Below are 26,913 nucleotides of genomic sequence, written 5' to 3'. Positions count from 1 at the left end.
GCTGATTCAAGGCAGAGCAGCGGACGCGCCCCGACGTAATCGCACCCTCCGTGGGATCCGGGGATGCATGGGCGGATAGATCAGGCTCAAGGTCGAACCGAGCGTGAAGTAGCTGCGTAGCAATCGGAAACCCAAATACATCGGTATGTACTTGATCGAACTGGGACGCCAGATGAGACAGACGATGACGGTCATGATCATCGACATTCCGAGCAGTGTTGCGACGATGGGTTGCCATCGCATCGCGGTGAAAGTGGAGTGAAAGGCCACACCGGCGACTACGGCATACATGATCAATGGGGCCAGCATGGCGCGACGGGCCGCATTGACGAGGTTGAAGGGGAGAACGAAGGTACCGACCATGGTCTGCCGATCGAACAGCATCGCTCGGTTGCGCGCAGTGAGGTGATAAATGCTGCGAAACCACCGTGTGCGCTGTTCGAGAAGATGCGCGTAAGAAGCGGGGGTCTCGCTGTAGTACACGGCGTTCGGGTCAGCGACGCTTCGATACCCGGCCGCGGTGAGGCGCATACAGATGTCGGTGTCTTCGCCGTTCATGCCTTGGACCATGCCGCCGACTTCGAGAAGTTGGCTACGCCGGTAGACGGCGAACATACCCGGTATCCCCATCACCCCGTCGTATCCGTCAAGAGAGACCTGAAAGAAGCCGTGTCGCATATAGACCTCGATGAGGCGGCACTTGTCCATCCAGGTCTTCTCTTCCGCGGGCATCGGGATCCCGCCGACACAACCGACGTCGGGTTCGGCAAAGTGACGAATCGCGTGCTCCAGGCAACCGGGCCCGATCACGGTATCGGCATCGATGCGGACGATGAATTCCTCACGAATGGTGTCGATGCCCAGGTTCAAGGCGATCGCCTTACCCGGGGTGGGACAGTCCAGCACTTCGCCTGTGATGTGGCTGCAGTCCCGCAGGGCCTCCTCGGCGACTTCACGGGTGGTGTCGCTCGAAGCATTATCCACCACGTACAGGTGGATTCGCCCAGGATATGTGGCTGCCCCTTCGTCGACCGACGAGATGGTGGCGCCGATACTGTGTGCTTCGTTGTGCGCCGGCACCAGAATGGCGGCAGGTGGCGAGAAATGGAGTTCGCGGGATTTCTCGAGCGCACGAAAACCGAGTACCGCAGTGGTGGAAGCCAGAATCTGTTGCATCAGGAACACTCCGGCTCCGATGCCGCCCAGGATCGCCCAGCTCTTCAGAACGTCGACTACGGGGAAGAAGACCTGAATCGCCAGTGCAGCACCGACCATCGAGATGATCAGACAGCACGAGAGCTTGAGAAACGAGGAGAGGGGGATCCGGGCCGCGGTGCCCGGTAGTGGTCCTTGCGGGGGTAACTGCGCCTGCCGGAGCAATGTGTGCGGGAAGATCGCCAAAGCCGCGAGTCCGGAGATCATCTGCCCGGCGAACATCGAGATCGAGACGACACCGACCTCATGCAGTAGACCAGCGATGAAGTCGACAACCAGACAGAACACAGCGAACTTCCCGAGCAGACTCGCCCCGATGAACAATCGGCGCCAGCCATTGGAATACGCGAACAGGGCGTAAGTGAGAAAGAACAGCGCGATGAACATGCGCAGTGGAAATTCGACGTTGCCTCGTCCACCGGGAAACAACACGAGATCGCGGGGCACGTACGCGAGCCCGGAGTGGATCAGGAAAGTCCGCACGCACATCACGAGAATGGAAAGGGCGACGAATGTGATCAGGAATCCGTTGGTACCACTGGCAGGTCGGTTGACTGCGTAGTCGGCAGGAGCGCTGTCGACCGACCGGAAATGATCTGCAATGGCCGTGTGGTCACTGTCCCCGGTCGACGGACGACCCTCCGACACATGGGTCATCGTGGGAGATCCTGCCGCGGCGGCGTATCGGTCCCCACTGTGCCGTCGCCGTTGATCGTGAAGCTGCCTTGCGGAGTGATCACCTGCGCTGTCTCGGGCCCGAAGTCGGGCAGTTCTGTCTGTCCGATAGTGCCTCGAGACTGGATCATCACGCCGCCTGACCCGGCGGCGCTGGTCACCGTCTCGACGAGGAGCCCGTTGTCGAACGCCGGAATATCGAGTGCGGCGTTGTCCGGGCCTGCGACGATCCGACCGTCGGTCATGCCGACGAGCGGAATGACGTCGGGCGCCGTGCCGACGAGAACGAACGGCTGCCCGGCTGCCGGCTCTTCGTTCCACCGGAAGTCGGGATTCTCGTCTGCGGGCGTGAACTTGGTGAGCGTGGGGATGATCGCGTTGAGCTGTTCGACGACATTCTCGCCGGACTCGCCGGGAAGGTAGACGGCGAATCCGGGTGCCAGAGTCCGGGATACTGAGGTGAAGCCGGCTCCGGGGTCGGCACCCAGGTCGAGGGTGGAGTCGGCCTGTAATTGGATGGGATAGCTGGTCACGCGTACGTCGCAGCCGCCGAGATCACGGTCGCGTTCGATAGACAGCGTCAGTGTGTTCTCGAGCAGTTGGCGCTCCGGCGGCAGCGGAACCGTCGCCCTTCCCGCGGTGTCGTTGAGGTTTCGACTGGCGACCAGAGTTCCGTTGAGGTCGACGTTGAGAATCCATCTCAGGTCGTCGGGCGAAGCCGGGAGCTGAAAGTTGGCGGAAACCGACTGCGGTAAACGGCCTTCCGGGAGGTCGGCGAGGGAGTAACCGGCCCTCCAGCGACGGGTCTCGGTGATCTGACCGACGGACGTGTCGGTACCCAGAGCCTCGAGGGGCACCCGATCGCCCCCGAGAGGTGGAGTCGTTATCGCTGTAGGATCTGCATCTGCACCATCAGCGGTTGTGACAGCGGGGCTTGTGAGATAGCGCGAAATCTGCCCGCCGTCCGGCGTCGTGACCCCCAATACGGGGGAATCGGAGAGCCTGCCGACGACAATTCCTTCGGCCGCGTCGTCCGGCCCTGCCCACCCCTCCTCACGCAGGGCGCCGTCCGGACCGACCAGGATGGTGCTGCGTCCATCCGATTCGGGCACGTCCGACGCGAAGGTGACCTCGTGGCCTGCCCGGGTGAGCGCGATACCCATTTGCGCGGCAGCAGTGCGCCATTCGACGTCCTGATCGGCCAGGACGATGGTCACGTTGCGATCCCACGACACCACCGCGTCACGCACCGTGTGGATCGGTTCGTCGAGCGCCGCCTCTACCATCGAGTCGGGATCGAGGTGAATCTGCAGACCGGCGGAATGATCCGGAGTGCAGGTCTCGTCATGCCGGGTGCCATCGGCGCGGATCTGAACACGAACCTGGCCGTCGGCCGCAATCTGTTCGGGCACGTCGATGTAGGTCTCGATCTCGTTGTCTCCGGCGGCAAGCTTATTGTTGAACACCTGCTGCCCATCCATCGACACCGACAGGAACACAGTGCTGTTGTCAGGTATCTGGGAGGTACCAGCGAGATGGAGACGCGTCTGGCTGCGCCCCGAATCGGCAGGCAATGTCACCAGATAACTGGTCGAGGGCGAATCGTCGGTCAGCCAGACGCCGTCGGCATGGCCGGATCCGGCGAGGGTCTTGACGAAGTGGCGATCTGCAGGCACCTGCAAACTGTGGTCGTCCGCGTCACGAGTGAACCACGCCGGCCTGACCAGGAAGAATGCCAGTAAGATCACCAGTGCCACCGCAAGTACCCACCACGCAGCCTTGGGAACCGTACGCCCTTTCTCACCGGTGAAGTACTCAGCGCGCTCGGAGTCTGCCTTGCCCTCCGGATTCGGATCCGGTCCATCCGAAGCAGATGGTGTGCCGTGGTTCTGCTCGTCGTCACTCATCGCCACCCTCGACAGATCCGAATTCGGTGTTGTCGGGCCCAACCCTAATCGCCACGGCCTGTCGTTGCGGTCCGAAATCCTATATCGCAAGCCCATCTGTACGGCCGCGCACACGTGCGCGGACACCCTTGTCGCCTCCCGTACCCTGGAGTATGGTCACCGGAACCCGTAGTTCGGGTGGCTGATCCGTGGGGGGAGGCAGAAAACACCGATGGTTTCGATTTCCCGAAACACGGCACCGCAGGATGTTGCACGCGCACTCGGCGGTTTCTATTCGCTGTCCCTCGACGCGTTCACCGGGCTGTTCCGCGCACCGTTCCAGTGGCGTGAATTCCTCACTCAGTTCTGGTTCATCGCGAGAGTGTCGCTGGTCCCCACCGTGTTGATGTCGATCCCGTTCACCGTGCTCGTGGTGTTCACCCTCAATTCGCTGCTGCTCGAGATCGGGGCCGGCGACCTCAGCGGGGCCGGGGCGGGCCTCGGGGCGATCACCCAGATCGGACCTCTCGTCACCGTTCTCGTGGTCGCCGGGGCAGGCGCCACAGCCATTGCCGCTGATCTCGGATCCCGCACCATCCGCGACGAGATCGCCGCACTCGAAGTACTCGGAATCGACCCCGCCGCACGACTCGTGCTGCCCCGGGCTCTCGCCTCGACCGCCGTTGCGGTCACGCTCAACGGCGCGGTGTGCGCGATCGGCCTGACCGGCGGATTCTTCTTCTCCGTCATGCTGCAGAACGTCGACCCCGGCGCCTACGCCGCAGGCGTCACTCTGCTCGTGGGGCCCGGGGAGCTCCTGCTCTCCGAGGTCAAGGCCGCCGTGTTCGGTCTCCTTGCCGGTCTCATCGCGTGCTATCGCGGCCTGTCGGTGACCGGCGGAGCGAAGAGCGTCGGCGAGGCCGTCAACGAAACCGTCGTATTCGCGTTCGTCGCACTGTTCCTCGCCAATATGCTGCTCACCGCCGTCGGGATCGCGGTGATGGGTCGATGAGCCTCGTCGGGCTCAGCATGAGCCGCGGGGCGCTCGCGGGAAAGCGCGCGGCCAGGTCCGTGTCGCGGGGGATCGACACCGTCGGCCGCCAGGTCATATTCTTCGTCGGCGCTCTTGCGTCGACCGGCCGCGCCGCACGCCACTACCCACGCGAAACCCTGCGCGTGGTCTCCGAGATCGGTCTCGGAACAGGCGTACTCGCGATGATCGGCGGAAGTGTCGCGATCATGGGCTTCCTGACTCTGTTCGCAGGCGCCACCGTCGCGGTCCAGGGTTTCACCTCACTCGGCAACATCGGCGTCGAAGCACTCACCGGGTTCATGTCCGCGTACGTCAACGTTCGCGTGGTCGCGCCGGTGGTCGCCGGAGTGGGTTTGGCCGCGACCATCGGCGCCGGCACCACCGCGCAGCTCGGTGCGATGCGGATCAGCGAGGAGATCGACGCCCTGGAGGTCATGGCGATCCGCTCGATTCCGTATCTCGTGGGCACGCGCATTCTCGCGGGCCTCATCGCGGTCGTCCCCCTCTACGCGCTGTCGGTCCTCGCGTCGTTCCTGTCGAGCCGCATCGCGACGGTGGTCGTGCTCGGCCAGTCACCTGGCGTCTACGACCACTATTTCGCCACCTTCTTGCGCCCCGCCGACGTGCTGTGGTCGTTCTTCCAGGCCATCACGATGGCTGTCGTGGTGATGACGGTGCACAGCTACTACGGGTACACCGCCACCGGCGGCCCATCCGGCGTCGGCGTCGCAACGGGACGCGCCGTGCGGATGTCACTGATCGGCGTGGTCACCGTGACCCTGCTGATCTCCCTGGCCCTCTACGGCAGCAGCCGGCAGCTGCACCTGGCGGGGTGATCCGATGCCCGCCGGTCAGGCCCCTACCTGGGTACCGAAAGTCGTCGCGGCCGCACTGGTCGTAATGATCGCCGTGGTCCTGCTTCTCGTCTACCACAGCTTCCGAGGCTCGTTCACACCTGGGATCACCGTCACCGTCGAAACCGACAGAGCCGGTTTGATGCTCGAACGCGGATCGATGGTCAAGGCGCACGGAGTGCAGGTCGGCACCGTCACTTCCGTCGTGCACACCCCCTCCGGAGCAGTCGTCGAACTCAGCCTGGACCCCGACGATGCCGCACGGATCCCGGCCGGGGTCGGAGCCGACATTCGTGCCACCACCGTGTTCGGCGCCAAGTACATCACCCTCACCGACCCACCGGTACCGGGACCGACAGGACTGTCCGACGGCACTGTACTGCTCGCCTCGAGTGTCACAGTGGAGACGAACACCGTGTTCGAGTCGTTGTCGGGTGTGCTGCAGGCCGTCGACCCTGCGAAGCTCAACAGCACTCTCGGTGCGGTGTCCTCCGCGCTTCGCGGACGCGGCGACGCCCTCGGTGCCGCGATCGACGATGCCGACGCCATCCTGTCGCAGATCGAACCGCGGCTCGACGTCATCGACCGCGACCTCGCCGCCGCCGAAGCCTCCGCCGACATATATGCCGGTGCCACAGACGATCTGGTGGATGCCCTCGACAACGTCGCCGTCATCGGCGGCACGATCGTCGACCGCGCCGACGACCTCGACCAGGTTCTCCTCGCCACCACCGGCATGAGCGACGCAGGGCTGCGCGTGGTCGGCCCACACACCGGGGAAATCGTCGAGATCCTCGACCTGCTGCGTCCCACCGCATCGCTCCTCGACGAATACTCCCCGGTGCTGCCCTGCTTCTTCCAGGGTGCCGACCGCGCCCGTCAACTCGCCGAACCGGCATCCGGAGGCAACGGAGCGACCATGATGCTCAATTCCACGTTCCTGCTGGGTGTGGACCCGTACGAGTACCCACGGAACCTGCCGGTCGTCGAGGCCACCGGTGGACCTCGCTGCGGGCTGCTGCCGGTCGTCACACCCGACCGGACACCTGCCCCGTACCTTGTCGCGCGGACCGGTGCGAATCCGTTCGAGCGGGGCAACACGTCGCCGGTGTTCGTGCCGGACTCGCTGTCCGAACTGCTCTCCGGAGCACCGTCATGACACGGACGGCAGTCGCGGCGGGGATCTACGCGACGGTGATGCTACTGATCCTCTGCGGGCTCTTCGTCGTGTTCGGCCAGGTCAGATTCGGCGAATCCACCGAATTTCGAGCGATCTTCGACGACGTGTCGGGACTCGAACACGGCCAGTTCGTGCGGGTATCCGGTGTCGAGGTGGGGAAGGTCTCGTCCGTCGACTACACCGACGGCAACCGCATCGAGGTCACGTTCGACGTCGAATCGTCGTACACACCCACCCGCGCGACAGTCGCCACCGTCCGCTATCTGAACCTGGTGGGCGACCGATACGTGGAACTGTCCGACGGCCCGGGCGACGCCACCCCGATGGAACCGGGCGAGACCATCGGCGCCGACCGCACCGAACCCGCACTCGATCTCGACGTGCTCATCGGAAGTTTCAAGCCGCTGTTCCGGGCGCTCGAACCCGACCAGGTCAACCAGTTGTCCGCCGACCTCATCACCGTACTGCAGGGCCAGGGTGGATCCGTGGAATCGATTCTCGTGCACGCGGCGTCGCTCACATCCAGCATCGCCGATCGAGACGCTCTCGTCGGACAGGTCGTCGCGAACCTCGAATCGGTTCTGGCAAACCTTGCGGCACACCGCGACACATTCGATACTGCTCTCGACCGTGCGCATCTGCTCGCGTCCGAACTCGCCCAGGACAGCACGCTGCTCGCCGACTCCGTCGCCCACATCGATACGGCCGGCGCAGAAGTCGCGGCGCTGCTCGCCGAGGCACGCGCGCCACTGACGGGGACGATCCGTGAAACGGGCCATTTGGCAACACTGCTCGACTCTCGCAGCGACACCATCGAGCAACTGGCCACCGAACTTCCCGAGGCGTATGCCTCACTCACCCGGCTCGGCGCCTACGGCGGCTTCTTCAACTACTACCTGTGCGGGATGCTCATCAAGGTCAGCGATCCGTCCGGCAACACCATGACCTCGCCCCTGTTCGGGCAGACCACGGGCAGGTGCGCACCGCAATGACACAGTTCCGCGAAATGAATCAGGTTCGTGTCGGTGTCGTCGGCACCGCCGCAATCATCGTAGTGGTGTTGTGCACCTTGAATCTCCAGTCACTTCCCTTCGTCGACGCCGGAAACACCTACCGCGCGCGGTTCGTCGACGCCGGCGGACTGAACACCGGCGACGTCGTGCAGGTATCCGGTAAGGGCGCCGGGCGGGTCACCGACATCGAAATCGACCACGACGCCGTCGCCGTCACGTTCACCGTCACCGACGACGTCACTCTCGGCATCGACACCACCGTCGAGATCGCCACGGCCACCGCGCTCGGCGCGCGACACCTGCGTGTGCGCCCCGCTGGTGCGGGCCTCCTCGATCCGGACACAACGATCGACGTCGATCGCACCACCGCTCCGTATCAGCTCACCGATGCCCTAGGCGATCTCACGGAGACCGCAGCGGAACTCGATGCCGAACAGCTGCGGACCTCCCTGAACGTGCTGTCGGATACCCTGCGCGACACCCCCGATGACGTTTCTGCCGCGCTCGACGGAGTCATGCGGCTGTCCGACACCGTCGCCTCCCGCGACGAATCCCTGCGCGACCTGCTCCGGCATGCAGAGGAAGTCACGACAGTGCTTGCCGAGCGCAGCACCGCAATCGATTCGCTGATCCTCGACGCGGACCGCATTCTCGCCGAGCTCGACCGTCGTCGCAGTTCCCTCGACACACTCTTCGCGAACGTGCAGGCGCTGTCGGTCGAGGTCGGGAATCTCATTGTCGACAACGCAGCACAGCTGGAACCGACACTCCAGAAGGTCAACTCGGTGCTCGAGATCCTCACCCGCAACCGCGACGACATCGCCTTGGCGATCCAGCGGCTCGGCCCGTACGCGACCGAACTCGGTGAAGCGGTGGCGTCAGGCCCGTTCTTCAACTCGTACATCCAGAATCTGCTGCCGGCGCAGGTCATCGAACCCGCGCTCACTGCGGCACTCGAAGGAGCGGGCATCGCCCCGGCAGGGGGTGGTCGATGACCCGCCTCCGTCCCGTTCTCACCTGGCTGATCCCCCTGGTCGTGCTGGCAATCGTCGCGGTGCTGTCGTTCACGGTCTCACCGTGGCGTTCGTCGGTCGAGTACGCCGCCGAGTTCGATACGAGCCGCGGCCTGTACGTCGGCGACGATGTGCGGGTGATGGGCGTCGAGGTCGGGCGGGTCACCGATATCGAACCGCGCGGCGACCACGTTCTCGTGACCTTCACCTCCGAGCGGCCCGTACCAGCAGACGCGCAGGCCGCGATCATCGCCCCGACACTGGTCTCGGCACGGTTCGTACAGCTCACCCCCGCGTACACAGGCGGGCCGGAACTCTCCCCCGGGGCCGCTGTTCCTCTCGACCGGACGGCCGTGCCCGTCGAATGGGACGAGATCACCGAACAACTCACCCGACTGACGGCCGAACTCGGACCCACCATCGACGACCCGCAGGGCCCACTCGGAGAAGTCCTCGACACCGCCGCCGCCAACGTCGAGGGGAACGGCCCGGCAATGCGCGAGTCCCTCGAGCAACTGTCCGCTGCCCTGCGCACCATCTCGGACGGACGTAAGGACCTGTTCGGCACCATCGGGAATCTCCAGGTCTTCGTGGAGGCACTGTCGCTCAGCAGCGACCGGATCGTCTCTCTTCACAACCATCTCGCGTCCGTGACGCAGACACTCGACGACAACCGCGACGACATGGGTGCCGCACTCGCCACCCTCGACACCGTGCTCGTCGACGTCGAACGTTTCGTGCGCGACAACCGCGAGAACATCGACACCACCGTCGACCGCGCAGCCGAGCTCACCGACACCCTTGCAACGCAACGGGACGGCATCGCTCAGGTCCTGCACGTCGCACCGACCGCATTGTCGAATCTGCAGAGCATCTACCAGCCCGCCCACAACACCGTGGTGTCTGCGCTGGCACTGTCGAACTTCGCGAATCCTGCCCAGTTCGTCTGCTCGGCGTTGGCCGCAGCGGAGCAGGTGGATGCGCACACAGGATCCGAATTGTGCGTGCAGTACCTCGGGCCGATCCTGCCGCTGCTCACGATGGAGTATCCGCCCGTGCGCATCAATCCCACTCGCGGTGTCGGGGCGCTGCCCGATCAGCTGGTGTACACCGAACCGGACCTCGTGCCCCAGCGGATGTCTTCCCCACCGGCGCCGGTGGTCCCTCCGCTCGACCTCACCGAACTCCTGCTCCCGGGGGCACCGTGACCTCACGACTGCCGAAGATCGCTCTTGCACTGATGTGCACCGTGCTGGTGGCGGGGTGCGAATGGCGCGGACTGAATTCCCTCGAGTTGCCAGGCACCCACGGCCGGGGAGACGACGCGTACGAGATCGGTATCGAGATGCCCGATGTCACGACACTCGAACGTAATTCGCGCGTACGCACCGGCGACGTCACGATCGGGCGGGTCGCCGACCTCCAACTCGGCGACGGGCACGCGGTGGTGACGGTGATGCTCGACGCCGGTACCGCACTACCCGCCAACGCAACCGCGAAGATCGGACAGACCAGCCTGCTCGGCTCCGCCCACGTCGAGCTCGACGCACCGACCACCGAAGCGCCACAGGGTCGTCTGGAGGACGGCGACGTCATTCCACTCGACCGGGCGGGATTGTTCCCCACGACCGAGCAGACTCTGTCGTCGCTGTCGCTGGTGCTCAGCGGCGGGGGTCTCGCGCAGGCGCAGGAGATCAGCCGTGAACTGAACACCGCACTCGACGGACGTCAGGAGTCGGCGCGCGCATTGATCACCCGGCTCGACACCGTGCTCGCCGGGCTCGACGACCAGAAGGAGCGGATAATCGGGGCGATCGAATCCGTCGATGCGCTCGCCGCGGAAGTCGCCGAACACAACCAGCGGCTCGCGGCCGCCACCGATCAACTCGCTCCCACCCTCGAGGTGCTGAACGAGCAGCGAGAGGATCTGACGCGGGCCGTCGACTCGCTGGGGCAGTTCGGTCGCGTCGCCACAGAGGTGGTCGAGGCCGGCGGCGACAATGCCGTCGCGAATCTGCGCGACCTCGAGCCCGTCCTGGCGGCACTCGCCGGCACGGGTGATTCGCTGACCGAGTCGCTGCGTTACCTGCTGACCTTCCCGTTCCCGATCGACACCTACAAGAACGCGGTCCGCGGTGACTATGCGAACGGCACCGTCATCCTCGATCTCACGCTCCCGACACTCGAGAACGCACTGCTGCTCGGGACGCCGTTCGAGGGCGCTCTGACCGGGGCGGGCCGGCCGATTCCCGACCTCGTGTCGCTGCTGGTTCCACCCACCGAGGAGGCGACCCGATGAGTCCCACCGCAGCTCTGCGCACCCGGCTGATCGTGTTCTTCACGATCGGAATCGCTGCGGTACTGGCGGTGGCGGTGTGGGTCGTGAACCTGCCGCAGCTGCTCGGGGTCGGACGGTACGAGGTGCGCGTCGAACTCGTCGATGCCGCGGGTCTGTATCCCTCGGCCAATGTCACCTACCGGGGAATCGAGATAGGTCGAGTGACCGATGTCGAGATGACCACCTCCGGGGCCGAGGCGGTACTCTCGCTCGATAGCGAGGTTGCTGTACCGATGGACGCACCGGCGCAGATTCGCAGCATGTCGGCGGTGGGAGAGCAGTACCTCGAGTTCCTGCCCGGGAACGAGGAGGGGCCGTATTTGAGCGACGGTGCCGTCGTTGCGGCTGAGCAGGTCACGCTTCCCGAACCGATCGCCGAGGCGCTGGACCAACTCGACGAGACCCTCCAGTCCGTCGGCAACGACCGGCTCGCGACCCTGCTGAACGAGACCTACACGGCGGTAGGTGAATCGGATGAGGCTCTGCGGACCCTGATCGACGCGGCTGCGGCCGTCAGCGCCGACGGTGCCGACAGCGCCTCCGCCATCGCGGCGCTGCTCGATCAGGCGGGTCCCCTGCTCGAAACGAACATCACGGCATCGGAGTCGATCACGCAATGGGCGAGCGCGCTCGCGGGGACCACCGGACGACTCCGTGAGTCCGATGCCGATATTCGCGCTCTGCTCGACGTCGCCGCACCCGCCGCTGCGCAGGTGCAGGCGATGTTCGAGGAAATGGAGCCGACGATGCCGCTCTTGCTCGCGAACCTGATCACCGTCGAACAGGTTGCGGCCGTGTACCGCCCCTCACTCGAGCAGATGCTGGTGTTGTTCCCGTCGATCATGGCGTCGACGCAATCCGCGGGGTTGCCGAACGTCGACAATCCTTCGCAGAACACGTTCTTCGTCAACTCGTACAACGATCCGCCGCCGTACATCGACGGCTTCCTTCCTCCCGAGCAACGGCGCTCCCCTACCGAGCTCGATGTGCCCGAGACGCCGCCCGATCTGTATTGCACGCTGCCCGCGGATTCGCCGATTGCGGTGCGAGGGGCCAGGAACATGCCGTGCATCGAGTACCCGGGCCGACGAGCCGCGACCGTCCAGTTATGTCGTGATGGCGGAGGTTCGGCGACGAATCTCGAAGAACTGATGACGCCGACGGGCTGACCGCCGGTGCGTAGTTTCGGTAGTTCCCGCTACCAGACCCACGCACCGGCGGAGCTCTATGCGTTTGCGGCCTCGTTCAACCGCTCGAGGGTGCCTGTCGCGTCGAGGTACTCCTGGACCCAACGTTCGATGACCGCGGAGGTCTTCTCCACCTTCGTGAACTGACCGACGACCTGACCCACCGGATTGAACGCGACGTCGACGGATTCGTCCGGATACTTGTGCGTAGCGGCAACGGCCATGCCGGAAACCATGTACTGCAAGGGCATCCCGAGCGGCTTCGGGTTCTCTTCCTGCTCCCATGCCTCGGTCCAGTCGTTGCGCAACATGCGGCAGGGTTTGCCGGTGAACGAGCGGCTGCGTACGGTGTCGCGGCTGCCGGCGTTGATGTAGGCATCCTGCTGGACCGCCGTGTTCTCGGCTTCCTCGACCATGAGCCACTGTGAACCCGACCAGACGCCCTGCGTTCCCAGCGCCAGCGCGGCAGCGATCTGCTCACCGCTGCCGATTCCGCCGGCAGCCAGCACCGGAACGGGAGCAACTTCCTTGACGACCTGCGGCCACAACACGATCGAGCCGACCTCGCCGCAGTGGCCACCACCCTCGCCGCCCTGGGCGATGATGATGTCGACTCCGGCATCGGCATGCTTACGGGCCTGGTACGGGGAACCGCACAGTGCCGCCACCTTACGGCCGGAGTCGTGGATGTGCGCGATCATGTCGGCCGGCGGGGTGCCGAGCGCGTTGGCGATGAGCGTGACCTTCGGATGCTGCAGCGCGACCTCGACCTGTGGAGTGGCGGTGGCCTCGGTCCAGCCCAGGAGTTGCAACGCGTTATCGTCCCCGTCCTTGGGCACGGGGACGCCGTGGTCGCTGAGGATTCCACGGGCGAACTCGAGGGTTTCCTGCGGCACCATCGACTGCAGCATCTTCGTCAGCTCGTCGGCGGACAGGTTGGCATCCATGCCCTCGTACTTGCCCGGGATCACGATGTCGACGCCGTAGGGCCGGTCGCCGATGTGCTCATCGATCCAGTTCAGCTCGATTTCGAGCTCCTCGGGCGTGAAGCCCACGGCGCCGAGGACGCCGAAGCCACCCGCCTTGGCAACAGCGACGACGACGTCACGGCAATGGGTGAATGCGAAAATCGGGAACTCGATGCCGAGTTGGTCGCATAGGGGTGTGTGCATCGGCACTCCTCGAGAAGAGACGGCGGACAACTGAAACAAGTTCCACCATAGGGCCAGCGTGCCCGAATGAACATGTCGAGTGTGCAGTTTTTCTGAAACCGCCCGGCGTGTCGCGACAACAACTGCACACTCGAACTGGCCGACCCGCAACGAACGGAGCGAAATGACGTCAGTACAGGACGACACCGGAATATTGGCCGGCGACGATCGCATGCTGATCGACGGCGAACTACAACACACCAGCAGCGGCGCAACATTCGACGTGATCCATCCCGGCAGTGAAGAAGTCGTCGGCCTCGCCACCGACGGCACCGTATCCGACATGGAACGCGCCATCGGCGCCGCCCGCCGGGCATTCGACACGACCGAATGGTCACGCGACGTCGAATTCCGCTACCACTGCCTGGGCCAGCTCCACGAAGCGCTGACCCGGAACATGGAGCGCCTACGCCGCATCGTGGTCACCGAGGTCGGGTGCCCGATCGGCGTGACCAGAAGTCAGATCGAAGAGCCGATCGACGAGGTGAGGCACTGGGCCGAATACGGCCGCGGCTTCGACTACTTGCAGGACACAGGAATGCATCCCACCGTGATGGGCCCGGCGCGCAGGCTCCTGCACTTCGACCCCGTCGGGGTCGTCGGCGCGCTCACACCCTGGAACGTGCCGTTCTACCTCAACGTCGCCGAGACGATGCCGGCGCTGATGGCCGGCAACACCGTCGTACTCAAGCCTGCACAGCTCACCCCGTGGTCCGGCAGCGAACTGGGACGGATCGTCGCCGAGGAGACCGATATCCCGCCCGGCGTCTTCAACGTCGTGCTGTCGAACGCCAACGAGGTGGGCGCGGCACTGTCGTCGGATCCACGGGTCGACATGATCACGTTCACCGGGTCTACCGCGACCGGACGAGCCATCCTGGCCGCTGCCGCACCCACGGTCAAGAAGACGATGCTCGAACTCGGCGGAAAATCCGCCCACATCGTGCTCGACGACGCCGACGTCAGCGCCTCCCTCCCGATGGCAGCCGTGATGGCATGCGTCATGTCGGGCCAGAGCTGCATCCTGCCCAGCCGGATCCTGTTACCACGCAGCCGCTACGACGAAGGCATCGCGGTCCTGAAGGCCACCATGGAATCGTTCCCCGTGGGCGACCCGTGGGTGGCCGGCAACATGCAGGGTCCGCAGATCAGCGAAACCCAGCGTCAGAAGGTACTCGGCCTGATCACCGACGGTGTCGAATCCGGCGCGACCCTCATCACCGGCGGTGGCATTCCAGAGAACCTGCCCACGGGCTACTACACTCAGCCGACGCTGCTGGGAAACGTCGATCCCGACTCCCGCGTCGCGCAGGAGGAAATCTTCGGCCCGGTCCTGACCGTGACCGCCTACGACACCGACGACGAAGCCATTGCCATCGCCAACAACTCGATCTACGGACTGTCCGGGGAGGTGAGTAGCGCCGACAATGATCGAGCACTGGCCGTCGCCAGGCGCATGCGCACCGGCAGTGTCACCGTCAACGGAAAATCCTTCTTCGGAATCACCAGCCCGTTCGGTGGGACCAAACAGAGTGGCCTCGGCCGACGCAACGGCACGCAGGGTTTCGAAGAGTACCTCGAAATCAAGACGATCGGCCTGCCGGGCTGAACGAGGAGCCCAATCTACTCGGACGACACCGCTGCTAGATGACACCTCGCTCACGCAGATCGGCCCGCTCGCCGTCGGTCACGCCCAGCAGGTCGCCGTAGACGGCAGCGTTGTCGTAGCCGGCGATCGGCGGACCGGCGCGACGCACCGATCCCGGAGTGCCCGTCAGGCGCGGCACCACACCGGGCCCGAGAACATCGTCGCCGGTGCGTTCGTCGCGGTGAGGCACCAGCATGTCGCGCGCCTGGAACTGCTCGTCGGCGACCACCTCGGCGACGGTGTTGACGGGCCCCGCAACGACACCGGCAGCCGAAAGATGTTCGAGCAGTTCCGCGAGGGGCCACTTCGCCGCCCATGCGCCGATGATCTCGTCGAGTTCGTCCTGATTGACGCCGCGCGCCAGGTGGTCGGCGAACTGTGCGTCGTCGGCCAGTTCGGGACGGTCCATCGCCGCGCACAGACGCCGGAAGACGGTGTCTTGGTTGGCGGCGATGACGATCCACATGTCGTCGGAGGTGCGATACAGATTCGACGGCGCGATGCCCTCGAGCCGCGTACCGGACGGACCGCGCACCACGCCGGCAGCGTCGTAATCGGGAATGACCGACTCCTGGACTGCCAGGCACGCTTCGGTCAGCGCCACATCGACGATCTGACCGCGGCCCGTCCGTTCGCGACTCAGCAGCGCTGCGAGCACACCCTGGACGGCGAACATGCCGCCGAGGGTGTCGCCGAGAGACAACGCGAGTCGCGGCGGAGCCTGCCCCGGATAGCCGTTCAGATGCCGCAGACCGCTTTCCGCCTCCGCGACCGAGGCGTATCCGGCCTGCGTTGCCTTGGGGCCGGTCTGCCCGTACCCCGAGACACGTGCGAGGACGATCCCCGGATTGACTTCGGAGAGCACGTCGTAGCCGAGGCCCCACTTCTCGAGGGTGCCGGGACGGAAGTTCTCGACGATGACGTCGGATTCGGCGACCAGCCGACGGAAGAGGTCCTGCCCGTCGGGCGACCGCAGGTCGAGGGTGATACACCGCTTGTTGCGGGCATGCACGGTCCAGAAGAACCGATGACCGTCCCGCTCCCCCTGCCCCCACGTGCGCAGCGGGTCGGGGCGCTTCGGGTCCTCGACCTTGATGACGTCGGCTCCCATGTCGCCGAGCAGTCGACCGGCGAAAGGCCCGGCGATCAGAGTGCCCAGTTCGAGCACCCTGATCTCCCCGAGCGCTCCCCTGCCGGTGGTCTGCTCTGCGGTGGTCTGGTCTGCAAACTCACTCCGTGTATCCGCGTCCGTCACTCGGTGTTGTCCATTTCTGTCCGGTCAGTAACCGAGGTGAACCGTCTTCTCCTCGGTGAATGCCTCGAGGCCGCGGCGTCCGAGCTCACGCCCGATACCGCTCGCGTCGCGACCACCCCAGGGTAGTGCCGGATCCGGCACACCCCAACCATTGACCCACACCGTGCCGACACGCAGCCGAGGAATCACGCTGTGCACGGTCGAGAGGTTCTGACTGAAGATGAAGGCATTGAGACCGTATTGCGTCGCGTTCGCGAGCCGGACCGCTTCCTCCGTGGCCTTGAACGTGATGACGGTGGCGACGGGTCCGAAGATCTCCTCGCGTGCGATCGTCAGGTCGTTGGTGCCGCGGAAGACAGTGGGCTGGACGAAGAAGCCCTTCTCCCCTACGCGTGCGCCGCCGGTGAGCAGTTCGGCGCCCTCGTTGCGGCCCTTCTCGATGTACCCGAGGATGCGGTCGAGCTGCTTGCGGTTGACGATCGTGCCCTGGGTAGTGCCGGCGTCGAACGGGTCGCCGATCACGGCGGCGCGGGCGAATTCGACGAGTCCCTCGATGACCCGGTCGGCGATGGATTCGTGCACGATCACGCGCGTGCCCGCGGCGCACACCTGTCCCTGGTGGTAGAAGTTGCCCATCGCGATCCACGGCAGCGAGGCTTCGAGGTCTGCGTCGGGGAAGATCAGCTGCGGGGCTTTGCCGCCCAGCTCCAGCGTGACCTTGCGGAACTTCTCACCTGCAAGCGACGTGATGGTCTTGCCGACGGCGGGGCTGCCGGTGAAGGTGATCTTGTCGATGCCCCGGTGTGAGGCAAGCGCGGCTCCGGCCTCCGGTCCCAGACCGGGGACGACGTTGAACGCGCCACCGGGCACGCCGGCCTCCGCAAGCAGATCGGCGAGTTTCAGCACCGCGAGCGACGCATCCTCGGCGGGCTTGACGACGACGGAACACCCCGCTGCGAGCGCCGGCGCGATCTTCCACGCCGCAACCACGGTCGGGTTGTTCCACGGCGTGATTGCACCGACCACACCGAGCGGCTGACGGAGAGTGAAGCCGAAGCGATGCTGCGGCCCGACATCCGGAAGGATCATCGCCTCGCCGGCGATCTTGTCGGCCCAGCCCGCGTAGTGCCGGAACGATGCGGCCGCGGCAGGAATGTCGCCCGCGACGGTATCGGCGTACAGCTTGCCCATCTCCGCGGTCTCGAGTGCCGACAGTTCGGGAGCGTGCTGTTCGATCAGATCGGCAGCGTGCGAGAGGATCCGGCCTCGTTCTGCACCGGCAATCCGCGACCACGCACCCGAGTCGAACGTGTCGCGGGCGGCGTCGACAGCGGCGTCGATGTCGGCGGCTCCGCCGCGCGCGATCTCGGCGACGATTTCTTCGGTTGCCGGGTTGATCGACGAGAACTTCTCGCCGGACCGCGCGGGAACCGCCCGGCCACCGATGCGCAGAAGTGTGTCCGGCACAACGACCGTCGCGGGAGTAACGGGAGCTGCGGTGTCGGTCATGAAGGGCTCCTACTTCGAGGGTGGGGTGAAGCGGCGTTCCAGTCCGGACCATGACGAGTCGTAGTCGCGCTGGCGATGGGATGCGTTGAAGGCGGTCTCGGTGACGGCGAGGGCGAGGCGGGTTTCGAACATGAACGACATCGTGTTCTCGAGCTTCACCGGCGAAAGTTCGGCGGCGGACGCGAGATCGAAGATCTCCCGATCGGGTCCGTGTGCACCCCACTGGTTGTGCAGCGACGCCCCACCGGGCACGAACCCTTCGGCTTTCGAATCGTGTCGCCCACGGATCAGGCCCATGAACTCGGTCATCACATTGCGGTGGAAATGTGGTGGCCGGAAGGTGTGTTCACCGACCACCCACCGATCGGGAAAAACACAGAAGTCGACGTTGGCCTGCCCCGCGACAGGAGTCGGCGAGGTGAGGACGGTGAAGATCGACGGGTCCGGATGATCCCAACCCGCTGTCGTCATCGCGTTGAATCGGGCGAGATCGTACTTGTAGGCGCCGTGCGTTCCGTGCCATGCGACGACGTCGAGGGGCGAGTGGTCGAGGTCGGTCGTCCACAGGTGGCCGCCGAACTTCTGCACCAACTCGACCGGCCCGACGCGTTCCTCGTACCACGCTGTGGGATAGAGGAAGTCGCGCGCGTGCGCGAGTCCGTTGGCGCCGATCGGTCCGAGTTCCGGGAGCCGGTAGGCCGCCCCGTAGTTCTCGCACACGTACCCGACTGCCGTGTCGTCGAGGAGCTCGATCCGGAACCGCACGCCCCGTCCGACGACCGCGATCTCCCCCTGCGAGACCGCGATCCTGCCGAATTCGGTGCACAGCAGCAGCCCACCGTGCTGCGGGACGAACAGCAACTCGCCGTCGGCGTCGACGAAGTACCGGTCGGTCATCGACGCCGACAACGAATACAGGTGTATGGCTATACCCGTCCGGGCATGCACGTCGCCGTTGACGGCGTAGGTCGTGATGCCGTCGACGAAGTCCACCCCGGCCGCCGGCGCGGGTTGCGGGTCCCACCGCAACCTGTTCGGTGTCAGCACCGTCGCGGCCGATGGCGCAGACACCCATCCGCGATCGTCGGCCCGCTCGAACGGCCGGTGTGCGGCCGACGGCATGATCCGGTAGGTCCAACTCCTCGTGTTGATCTCGCGCGGCTCGGTGAACGCGGTCGCGGAATGCTGCTCGGCGTACAATCCGTGCGGGGCCCGCTGCGGCGAGTTCTGCCCCCACGGCAATGCACCGTCGACCGCCTCGCTGTGGTGTTCGTTGCCGAACCCGTGCAGGTACTCGAGGTCGACCGTCATGTCAGGGCGACCATCTCGTGCAACGTCGAGCCCGAACGGTCGTATTGTTCTCCGTCGATGGTCACGGTCATGGTGAAGTCGGAGCGGAACCGGAAGTAGCCCGGTCGGCCGACGAGCCAGTTCACGATCGGCTTGACGAGCTTGCTCGATGCGACGGGGATATCCTCGAGGAGATTGTGGGCATGGACGATTTCGCGGACCGTCAGAGTCAGATCGAATGCGTCGGCGACCTTGATCCGCAGCCATGACGGGTACGTGCGGTCGGCGACCGGGTCGTAGACCGCGGGGCCCTCCGTCATTTCGACCTCGCCGTTGCTGAGCACCACCTCACGTCCCTGCGCGATCATCACCGGCTGCGACCAGTGCTCCCCGTACTTCTTCTGCGTCTGCACCATCGCATAGACAAGTGAGAAATCGTCGGTGTAGAGGCGGCCCCAGTACCACTTGGAGATGATCCGCTTCATGTCGCCCACGCCCCAGTTGTGGTCGTGGTAACCGCGGCCGGTCACCTCCGTGGTGGCCCCGTCGACCGTCACCGTTCCCGCGACACGTGCGCGCGGTGCGCCGACGACCCACGCGAAGAACTCGCGATCGTTGTAGCTGGTCTGTCCGCGGCCCGGCATCCACGGCGGCACCTCGGCGGTGAAGGTGAGGTCGAAGGCGAGGTCGTCCTCGGCCACCGCCACGTGGTAGACGGGCAGTCCGTCTTCCTCACCGGTCAGCTTCGCGAAGCTGCGGCCGACCTCGACGTCGCACCGCTCCGCCGACACGGTGAGGTCTGCGTCGGAATACTGCTTGATGGCTTCGCGGCGCTGACCGTCGGCGCTGTAGACGTGGATCTCGACGCCGGGCTTGCGGTGCACCAACTCCCTGGTCTGCAGCATCGCGACGACGATGCGGCCGTCGTCGAGATGCGCATCGAAGTACCAGTGTTCGAATGCGTGTTTGTCGGTCGATGGGTGAGCACCGTTGTCGCTCGGTACGACCTCGGTGATCTCGCCGTCGCGTCGACCGGGACCGTTCCAGGCCTCGACGATCTGTAGTGCCGCCATGGTTCCTCCGATATGTGGGTGTTCAGCGCCGCAGTGCGCCACATGCGTCGAATTGCGCTTCTCGCCCGCTCATTTGGGCTCGGTACCAGTTCTCGCGATGAGCGACCATGATCTTCTCGTGCACTCCGGCGATCCCCGGAAGGCGCCGCATGAGTTCCATCGCGGTGATGAGCGGGAATCGCACGATCGGGATGACTAGCCACGGAATGACCTTCGGCATCGAGTATTTGCGACGTGTACCCGGACCCATGAAGATCGCCGAGTAGACGGAGTTGATCCGGAAGTTGTATGCCGCGCGGAGCCGCTCGAATCCTCGTTGGCCGTCGCGGGGTGCGAACGCATTCGGGTACGACTCGATCAGTTCCTTGCCGTGTTCGCCCGAGTCGTAGGACCGGGACACGACGGTGGTGAGCAGCGTACGGATGCTGTCGCCGATCGTCTCCGGATACCAGTCGATACGCACACCGAGCAGGTATCCCATGTACTTCTGGAAGTGGATGAGCGCGAGTATTTCTCGCGGTGTGGTCTGGTAGCCCAGGGTCCACAAAGCGAGCCCCGGGGTGAGGCTGCCTGCGATGAGGGTGAGCAACATGTAGGTCTGGCTGATCGGCAGCCCCCACTTCTCCTCGTCCCACTCGGCGTGTTTCGCGACCCGCTCGCGTACCGACACGTGCATCACACGAACCTTGAGCGCGGTCGCGCGCCCCACCGACCCCGGGGTGAGCAGCGCGCCGGGCTCGGAGACGTCGCACCAGAATCGGCAGGTTTCGAGATAGCGACGCAGCGCGTTGTCGCCCGCGTACCCACCGGCAAGCGACAACGGTGTCGCGACAGCGGATTCCGTGTAGATCTCGAGGGTCTCGGCGCCTGCGAAGCTGAACAGCATGGTGCCCCAGCGTCGCCAGATCTTCGCGCCTTCTTCGACGAGTTCGGGCCGCACCCAGCCGGGGACGGTCTCGAACTCGTCGAACAGTGCCTTCATCGCCTCCGGTGCATCCGGCACGGCGTCGATTCCGTCGGTCAACGCGGTGTCGAGCAGCTCCCGGGCCTTCTTCGGACCGAGGTCACCGTGATAGACCTCGCTGACGAACCGTTCCGCAGTGGGATCGCCGCTGAAGAGATCGTTGCACAGGGCGCGCGCTGTAGCGTCGTCGTGCAGCATGTCGAAACCCGTGATCGCGCGGATGAGGTTCCGGACGCGGACCACCCCCGGCCTTTCGACTGCCTGCCAGTAGGGGAATCGACTCGGGCATCGGTCCCGTGCCGGAGCAGTCTTCGTGTCGGGTGCCTCGGTCATGCCTGTGCCTCCTCGAGGACGGTGCAGCGGATCCAACCGGCGATGCGGCCGACGACGTCGTCGAGACCACCCGGCTGGTCCACCAGGTAATGATTGAGTCCGCGCATTTCGATCAACTCGGTGTCGCCGCCCAGCGCCCGGTGCATCAGCCTCGAATCCTCCGCGAACGCGGCCTGATCGCCGAGCAAACTCATCACCATCGCGGGCGCGTCGACGTGCTCGAGATCTGCGAGGGCGTCGGCGTGGGTGCGATCGGAACTCCACGTGCTGAGCCAACTGCGTACCGTCACGAACCGGGCGAGCCCACCTGCCGCGGTGTTCGCGGCAGCGGGGTCGCCGTACATGCTGCCCAGCTCGCGGTCGCTGGGGTCGAGGGTGGGGTCCACGAAGCGCGGATCGGCCACCGTGCGGTGCACGACGAAACCCCGGTCGGATGCGCCGGTGCGATTCATCTCGTCGAGCTGGTCGAGCGCCCACGCATCGATGCGGCGCATCCGCGCGAGCTGAGCCTCGCGGTAGCGGGCAACCCAGTCGCGGTCGAGCGGCGCGGTGCGACCTGGTGCATACAGATCGAGTTCGGGATCGACACTGTACGGGTCGGTTTCGTCGTGGACTGCGCCGTCGATCCAGTGCCGCAGCACTCTCGCGCGTCCGGGGTGTGCGCCGACGAGCATCACCGCATCGGCGGGCCGGAGCTTCGCGTCGAGGAACGAGGCCGGGTCGCCGGCGGGCGTCTCGGTGACGGTGGGGTTCTCGGCCTGCGACTGATAGAAGGACGCGAGCGAGCCGCCGCCGCTGAAACCCAGCAGCACCACCTTCTCGAAGCCGAGCTCCTCGGCCATCCACCGGACACCGGTGCCGAGGTCGAACGCCGCGCGTTCCATGATCAGAGCCGGCTCGTTCGACGCATACCGAGTGTTGAGCCCCATTGCCGGGATGCCCGCCTTCGCGATCGCGCGGAGCAGGAAATGACTCAGGAAGTTCGATGCGGGGTGACACATGATCACCCCTACCTTCCGTGAGTATCCTGGCGCGGCGACGAGATTTCCGTGAAGCGTCGGATAGTGCCGGCTCAGGCCGGAGTGCATCTCGACGCGGCCGTCGGATGCAGGTTCGTAGGGAATGCGCTGGAAGTGGTCGATCGGCCCATCTACTACCGATTCGTAAGTCATTGCACCGTCCGATATTCGAGCATCATGTCGTGATCTTCGTGGTCGAGGATGTGGCAGTGCCACACGTAGCCTTGGAGTTCGCTGCCCTGCGTGTCGTGGTCAGTGTGGTGCGACCTCGCGTGCGCATGATCGCCGGATGCGTGTTCGTCGAACGTGTCCACGGTGGCCGGGAATGTCGCGTCGGGGTCGAAGCCGAGCTCGTCGGCAGTCGGAAAGTACACCACGATGCGCGTGACCGAGTTCGGGTCGCAGATCACCGTGTCCTTGAAGCCGGTCTCCCACGGCTCGGGACCCCGAAGCGATTCGACGACGAACGGGTCGGCGTCGGGGGTCCATTTGATGCCGAGGGGCCCCTGCGGCTGCCGCGCACACATCGCGAGAGTGTCGATCGCCTGACGCCCGATAACTCGGAAGTGCACGAGGTGCAGGTGGACCGGGTGCGGATCAGGGGTCGCGTTGACGATGTTCCACTGCTCGATCGTGCCCTGCCTGGGCATCTCGATGTCGTCGCTGTCGAACGTGAGGTTGTTGAGCGACATGATCGACGGGGGCAGCCGTACTTCCGATGGCTGGCTCAGCGACACATTGCGCACCGTCTGCGGCACCGGAATCGGGCCCACCACCGGGGGTTGTCCGGTTCCGCCTCGCAACGTCTCCGGGACGGGGCCGGTGAAGCCGAGTTCGTTCCCGACGCGGAAGCGCATGAACACCGGCATCAGGACGGCGCCGATCTGCGCGGCCTGCGGCGCGGCGGGCTCGGTGTTGCGCAGTTCGACAGTCGAATCGGGTTCGAGGGCGCTGAAGTCGACAAGGATGTCGACGCGCTCACCCGGCGAAAGCCGCACATGGTCGGTACGGAAGGGGGCATCCATCAGGCCGCCTTCCATCCCGATCACCCAGAACTGCATGCCGTCGGAGAAGTGCAGGTCCCAGATACTGAACGAGGCCGCGTTGAGCAGTCTCATCCGGTAGAGGCCACGGTCGACTCGGGCTTCGGGCCAGATCTTGCCGTTGACGACGCCCACGTCGCCGACGGCTCCTCCTTCCCATCGCCCCTGCGGAACGATGGGAGTTGAGCGGATACTCTGCGCCCCATCGCTGTTCACGATCTTCTCCTGCAGGACGAGGTCGAGTTCGTGTGCGCCCGTGGGCAGGCCGAGTGGGTTGCCGGACTCGCCGGTGTCGTATTCGTCGCGCAGCAGATACAGCCCCGCGAGACCCGCGTAGACGTTGAGCCGAGTGACGGCCATCGCGTGGTCGTGGTACCACATCGTCGTGGCGTCCTGCTGGTTCGGAAACCGGTAGGTGTAGCCCTGGCCGGGACGTGAGATCTGTTGCGGGTGGCCGTCGAACGCCGGCGGTGTGACACCGCCGTGCAGGTGCATCGATGTGGGGACCGCGGTGCGGTCGTGTTCACCGAGTCCGTGCAGCGAGGTGTCGAAGTCGGCCGCAAACGGATGGGACGTGACCCGGTTGCGGTATTCGATCGTAGTTTCACGTCCGCGCCTCGCGACGACGACAGGCCCGAGGTAGCCGAGGCCGCCGTAGGCGAGGGCGGGCCCCGGGGCGAGGTCGCGGTGAAAGCTGTGCGTCGTGGTCGTTGCGTCGATCGACACCGTTGCGCTGTCTATGCGCGGCAGAATGGGCAGTTCGTCGACGAACGGCTCGAGTCGCGGAGAGTGGAACAGCGGCGGAGCCGAGATGTCCGGCCCGTCGGCGAGAGCACGCGCCCCACCGAGCAATGAGACCCCCGCACCGGCCCCCAAGGCCATACCCGCGAGAAGTGCTCTGCGACTGATTCTTTGCATCATGCGTTTCCGTGTCGACTTTCGCCCGATTGACAAGCACACGACGTATCGTGACGAGCCTCACAGTACCATACGGTATGGTTTGGACAAGACCTCGTCGCGTCGGCCACCTCGGCTCCCGACGTGTAATCTCGCAGCAGCGCACAACAAGGAGAAGTGGTCGTGACTCGGCAATCGGAGAAGAAGAAACCCGCCTCCACCCGCCGGCCGCGGCTCTCGCTCGACGACTGGACCGACGCAGGTCTGCAACTGCTTGTCACCGAGGGTCGGGGCGCGGTGAAGATCGCGCGGTTGTGCAACGAACTCGGCGTCACCAAGGGCAGCTTCTACTGGCACTTCGCCGACATCGAAGAGTTGATGCATGCCATCGCCGCCCGCTACTGCTCGCACGACAACGACACGTTGCGCGGACTGACGAGCATCGAAGAGATGCCCGTCCGCGACCGGCTCGCACACATGGGCGCGACGCTCGTCGAGGACCGGGCCTGGGCCACCGAGGTGGCGATACGCGATTGGGCGCGCACCGACCCGCAGGTCGCGGAATCCGTGCGCGCCCTCGACCAACGCATCATGTCGGTGGTCGAGAACGCATTCCGAGAACTGGGATTCGACGACCGCGAAGCGCGCATCCGCGCGGGCACTCTGGTGTATGCGGGCATCGGCTTCGTCTACGGGCGCGACAACATCGCGACACCGACGGTGGACGAGATCCAGGACCTCGTCGCGATCCTCACGCGGATGTAGCCACCGGAAGTCGCGTCAGGCGCACTCGCCACGCATCAGACCCTCGCACTTCGTAGTCGACGCCGAGCGGCGCTACCCGACCGTCGTCTGCCAGGCCCACCTCGGCATCGTCGAAGGCACGCTCGACGAGGTCGGTGCACCGACCGGCCCGGGACTCGATCTCCTGCCCTTCGCCGAACCCGGTGCGTGCAGGCTCTTCCTCCCTGATCCCACAATCCCCGCGGTGTGCTGCGGTCCGCGGAGCGAAACGTGAACGAGCGTGGCAGCCGGCATCTTCGCGCCGGCGTGTGGAGTTCCGCGAGCCGCGGACGCTATCCGCTCGTGTCGCACTCGATGGTCGACGCCGAGCGCGGTGCACACGGTGTCGTCGAGGTACAGGGATGACGGGTCGTTCGTCCTATCTCGCCTGGTTCAGCTTCTCGACCGCCTTGTCGTAGCCGTCGACGAGTTCGGCCATGACCTCCGCGACGGGCCGGATCTCGTTCATCCGCCCGACGATCTGTCCGACCGGCATCGCCACGACCTCGGGATCGTTCCCCGCCGAGATACGCTGGTGCGCTTCACTGACGAGGATGTTCTGCAACGGCATGGGCAATGGCGACGGCGCGTCGGGCTTCGACCACGCCTCGGTCCACTTCGTCTTGAGCAGCCGGGCCGGTTTGCCGGAGTAGATGCGCGAGCGGACGGTGTCGGACGAACTAGCACCGAGCAGCGCCCGCTGGATCGACGACGGCCCGTTGGCCGCCGAGCCGAGCTTGTACTCGGAGGTCGTCAGCCAGTACGAACCCATCCACACGCCGGAGGCACCGAGTGCGAGTGCTGCGGCGACCTGCCGACCCGACCCGACACCGCCCGCAGCGAGAACCGCGGCGGAATCACCTATGGCATCGACGATCTCCGGCCACAGCACCATCGACGCGACCTCACCGGTGTGGCCACCCGCCTCGTAGCCTTGCGCGATGACGATGTCGACGCCGTTCTCCACGTGTCGTTTCGCATGTTCGACGGCGCCGGCCAGAGCGGCGACCGGCACACCCTTCTCGTGCGCCAGATCGATGACGTCCTTCGGTGGCGATCCGAGGGCGTTGGCGATGAGCGCGGGGCGATGCGCGAGCGCCACATCGACGTGGGAACGCGCGACCGAATGCAGCCAGCCCAGCACTCCGGTGGCGTGTTCCGCGTCGTCACCGAGCGGCGGAACTCCCAGCTCCGTGAGGGTGCGGTCGACGAACGCGGGGTGCTCCGCCGGGATGAGGCTGTCGAGGTCGACGGCGGTGCCCTCGGTGGGCACCTTGGCGGGCATCACGATGTCGACGCCGTACGGCTTCCCGTCGGTGTTCTCGTCCATCCATGTGAGGACCGCGTCGAGTTCTTCCGGATCGTTGAACCGGACACAGCCCAGCACTCCGAGGCCACCGGCCCTGCTGATCGCCGCCGCGACGTGCTCGGACGGTGTGAACCCGAAGATCGGGTACTCGATGCCGAACTTCTTGCTGAGATCGGTCTGCATGT

The 26,913-nt window shown here is 65.4% G+C and carries 22 protein-coding genes and 1 pseudogene; 12 read left to right on the top strand and 11 right to left on the bottom strand.

Features of this window, described 5'->3' with window-relative positions:
* Nucleotides 1-6: 6 nt before the first annotated feature.
* Both Q7514_RS15430 and Q7514_RS15425 read right to left on the bottom strand, forming a co-directional pair.
* Complete coding sequence (locus Q7514_RS15430; RefSeq protein WP_330134141.1) at nt 7-1,872, bottom strand: glycosyltransferase; 1,866 nt, start codon at nt 1,870-1,872, stop codon at nt 7-9.
* On the bottom strand, nt 1,869-3,797 hold the full coding sequence (locus Q7514_RS15425) for an ML domain-containing protein (RefSeq protein ID WP_330134140.1): 1,929 nt from the start codon (nt 3,795-3,797) through the stop codon (nt 1,869-1,871). The genes Q7514_RS15430 and Q7514_RS15425 overlap by 4 nt, the downstream gene beginning before the upstream one ends.
* A gap of 211 nt (nt 3,798-4,008) precedes the next feature.
* On the opposite strand from Q7514_RS15425, the gene Q7514_RS15420 reads away from it, so the two are divergent.
* The 8 genes from Q7514_RS15420 to Q7514_RS15385 are packed head-to-tail and all read left to right on the top strand — an operon-like array spanning nt 4,009 to nt 12,376.
* Nucleotides 4,009-4,788 carry an MlaE family ABC transporter permease gene (locus Q7514_RS15420; RefSeq protein ID WP_330134139.1) on the top strand — a complete coding sequence of 260 codons (780 nt, stop codon included), beginning with the start codon at nt 4,009-4,011 and terminating at the stop codon, nt 4,786-4,788.
* Nucleotides 4,785-5,645 carry an MlaE family ABC transporter permease gene (locus Q7514_RS15415; protein WP_408016100.1) on the top strand — a complete coding sequence of 287 codons (861 nt, stop codon included), beginning with the start codon at nt 4,785-4,787 and terminating at the stop codon, nt 5,643-5,645. Before Q7514_RS15420 ends, Q7514_RS15415 begins: the two co-directional genes overlap by 4 nt.
* Before the next feature lie 4 nt (nt 5,646-5,649).
* Nucleotides 5,650-6,822, top strand: a complete 1,173-nt coding sequence (locus Q7514_RS15410; RefSeq protein WP_330134138.1) for an MCE family protein — start codon at nt 5,650-5,652, stop codon at nt 6,820-6,822.
* Nucleotides 6,819-7,835 (top strand): MlaD family protein, encoded by a 1,017-nt coding sequence (locus Q7514_RS15405; RefSeq protein ID WP_330134137.1) that lies wholly within the window; start codon nt 6,819-6,821, stop codon nt 7,833-7,835. The genes Q7514_RS15410 and Q7514_RS15405 overlap by 4 nt, the downstream gene beginning before the upstream one ends.
* 14 nt (nt 7,836-7,849) lie before the next feature.
* The gene (locus tag Q7514_RS15400; protein ID WP_330134136.1) at nt 7,850-8,851 is read left to right on the top strand and encodes an MCE family protein; all 1,002 of its coding nucleotides are present in this window, start codon (nt 7,850-7,852) and stop codon (nt 8,849-8,851) included.
* On the top strand, nt 8,848-10,077 hold the full coding sequence (locus Q7514_RS15395) for an MCE family protein (protein ID WP_330134135.1): 1,230 nt from the start codon (nt 8,848-8,850) through the stop codon (nt 10,075-10,077). Before Q7514_RS15400 ends, Q7514_RS15395 begins: the two co-directional genes overlap by 4 nt.
* Nucleotides 10,074-11,168, top strand: coding sequence for an MCE family protein (locus tag Q7514_RS15390; protein WP_330134134.1), 1,095 nt, complete (start codon nt 10,074-10,076; stop codon nt 11,166-11,168). Before Q7514_RS15395 ends, Q7514_RS15390 begins: the two co-directional genes overlap by 4 nt.
* Nucleotides 11,165-12,376, top strand: a complete 1,212-nt coding sequence (locus Q7514_RS15385; RefSeq protein ID WP_330134133.1) for an MlaD family protein — start codon at nt 11,165-11,167, stop codon at nt 12,374-12,376. Before Q7514_RS15390 ends, Q7514_RS15385 begins: the two co-directional genes overlap by 4 nt.
* A gap of 56 nt (nt 12,377-12,432) precedes the next feature.
* On the opposite strand, the gene Q7514_RS15380 is transcribed toward Q7514_RS15385, so the two are convergent.
* Nucleotides 12,433-13,566, bottom strand: coding sequence for a nitronate monooxygenase (locus tag Q7514_RS15380; protein WP_330134132.1), 1,134 nt, complete (start codon nt 13,564-13,566; stop codon nt 12,433-12,435).
* Nucleotides 13,567-13,729: 163 nt separating this feature from the next.
* Here Q7514_RS15380 and Q7514_RS15375 point away from each other — a divergent pair, with 163 nt between their 5' ends.
* The gene (locus Q7514_RS15375) at nt 13,730-15,214 is read left to right on the top strand and encodes an aldehyde dehydrogenase family protein (protein WP_330134131.1); all 1,485 of its coding nucleotides are present in this window, start codon (nt 13,730-13,732) and stop codon (nt 15,212-15,214) included.
* Nucleotides 15,215-15,248: 34 nt separating this feature from the next.
* On the opposite strand, the gene Q7514_RS15370 is transcribed toward Q7514_RS15375, so the two are convergent.
* The 7 genes from Q7514_RS15370 to Q7514_RS15340 all read right to left on the bottom strand — a co-directional run bounded on the left by Q7514_RS15370 (nt 15,249) and on the right by Q7514_RS15340 (nt 24,657).
* Nucleotides 15,249-16,427: a CaiB/BaiF CoA transferase family protein gene (locus Q7514_RS15370; RefSeq protein ID WP_330134265.1), complete on the bottom strand. Its 1,179-nt coding sequence runs from the start codon at nt 16,425-16,427 to the stop codon at nt 15,249-15,251.
* A gap of 105 nt (nt 16,428-16,532) precedes the next feature.
* Nucleotides 16,533-18,017 (bottom strand): aldehyde dehydrogenase family protein, encoded by a 1,485-nt coding sequence (locus tag Q7514_RS15365; protein ID WP_330134130.1) that lies wholly within the window; start codon nt 18,015-18,017, stop codon nt 16,533-16,535.
* A 9-nt stretch (nt 18,018-18,026) separates the two neighbouring features.
* The gene (gene hmgA, locus Q7514_RS15360; RefSeq protein WP_330134129.1) at nt 18,027-19,328 is read right to left on the bottom strand and encodes a homogentisate 1,2-dioxygenase; all 1,302 of its coding nucleotides are present in this window, start codon (nt 19,326-19,328) and stop codon (nt 18,027-18,029) included.
* Nucleotides 19,325-20,380 (bottom strand): lipocalin-like domain-containing protein, encoded by a 1,056-nt coding sequence (locus tag Q7514_RS15355; protein WP_330134128.1) that lies wholly within the window; start codon nt 20,378-20,380, stop codon nt 19,325-19,327. Before Q7514_RS15355 ends, hmgA begins: the two co-directional genes overlap by 4 nt.
* A 22-nt stretch (nt 20,381-20,402) precedes the next feature.
* On the bottom strand, nt 20,403-21,677 hold the full coding sequence (locus tag Q7514_RS15350; protein ID WP_330134127.1) for an oxygenase MpaB family protein: 1,275 nt from the start codon (nt 21,675-21,677) through the stop codon (nt 20,403-20,405).
* Nucleotides 21,674-22,849 carry an alpha/beta hydrolase gene (locus Q7514_RS15345; protein ID WP_330134126.1) on the bottom strand — a complete coding sequence of 392 codons (1,176 nt, stop codon included), beginning with the start codon at nt 22,847-22,849 and terminating at the stop codon, nt 21,674-21,676. The genes Q7514_RS15350 and Q7514_RS15345 overlap by 4 nt, the downstream gene beginning before the upstream one ends.
* Nucleotides 22,846-24,657 (bottom strand): multicopper oxidase family protein, encoded by a 1,812-nt coding sequence (locus Q7514_RS15340; protein ID WP_330134264.1) that lies wholly within the window; start codon nt 24,655-24,657, stop codon nt 22,846-22,848. Before Q7514_RS15340 ends, Q7514_RS15345 begins: the two co-directional genes overlap by 4 nt.
* A gap of 162 nt (nt 24,658-24,819) precedes the next feature.
* On the opposite strand from Q7514_RS15340, the gene Q7514_RS15335 reads away from it, so the two are divergent.
* From Q7514_RS15335 to Q7514_RS15325, 3 genes and pseudogenes are all read left to right on the top strand, one after another.
* A complete protein-coding gene (locus Q7514_RS15335; protein WP_330134125.1) occupies nt 24,820-25,401 on the top strand; it encodes a TetR/AcrR family transcriptional regulator in 582 nt (193 codons plus the stop codon).
* A gap of 52 nt (nt 25,402-25,453) precedes the next feature.
* Nucleotides 25,454-25,654, top strand: a pseudogene (locus Q7514_RS15330) (transcriptional regulator); the annotation flags it as partial.
* Entirely contained in the window at nt 25,651-25,785 is a 135-nt protein-coding gene (locus tag Q7514_RS15325) for a hypothetical protein (RefSeq protein WP_330134124.1), read from the top strand. The pseudogene Q7514_RS15330 and the gene Q7514_RS15325, both read left to right, overlap by 4 nt.
* Nucleotides 25,786-25,798: 13 nt before the next feature.
* Here the strand turns inward: Q7514_RS15325 and Q7514_RS15320 are convergent, their stop codons facing one another.
* Nucleotides 25,799-26,911 carry an NAD(P)H-dependent flavin oxidoreductase gene (locus tag Q7514_RS15320; RefSeq protein WP_330134123.1) on the bottom strand — a complete coding sequence of 371 codons (1,113 nt, stop codon included), beginning with the start codon at nt 26,909-26,911 and terminating at the stop codon, nt 25,799-25,801.
* Between the last annotated feature and the right edge of the window lie 2 nt (nt 26,912-26,913).

This window comes from Rhodococcus artemisiae (assembly GCF_036327795.1).
Lineage (GTDB): Bacteria > Actinomycetota > Actinomycetes > Mycobacteriales > Mycobacteriaceae > Rhodococcus > Rhodococcus artemisiae.
The sequence above is the reverse complement of the archived record's forward strand: the minus strand, read 5'-3'. Positions and strand labels throughout refer to the sequence as shown.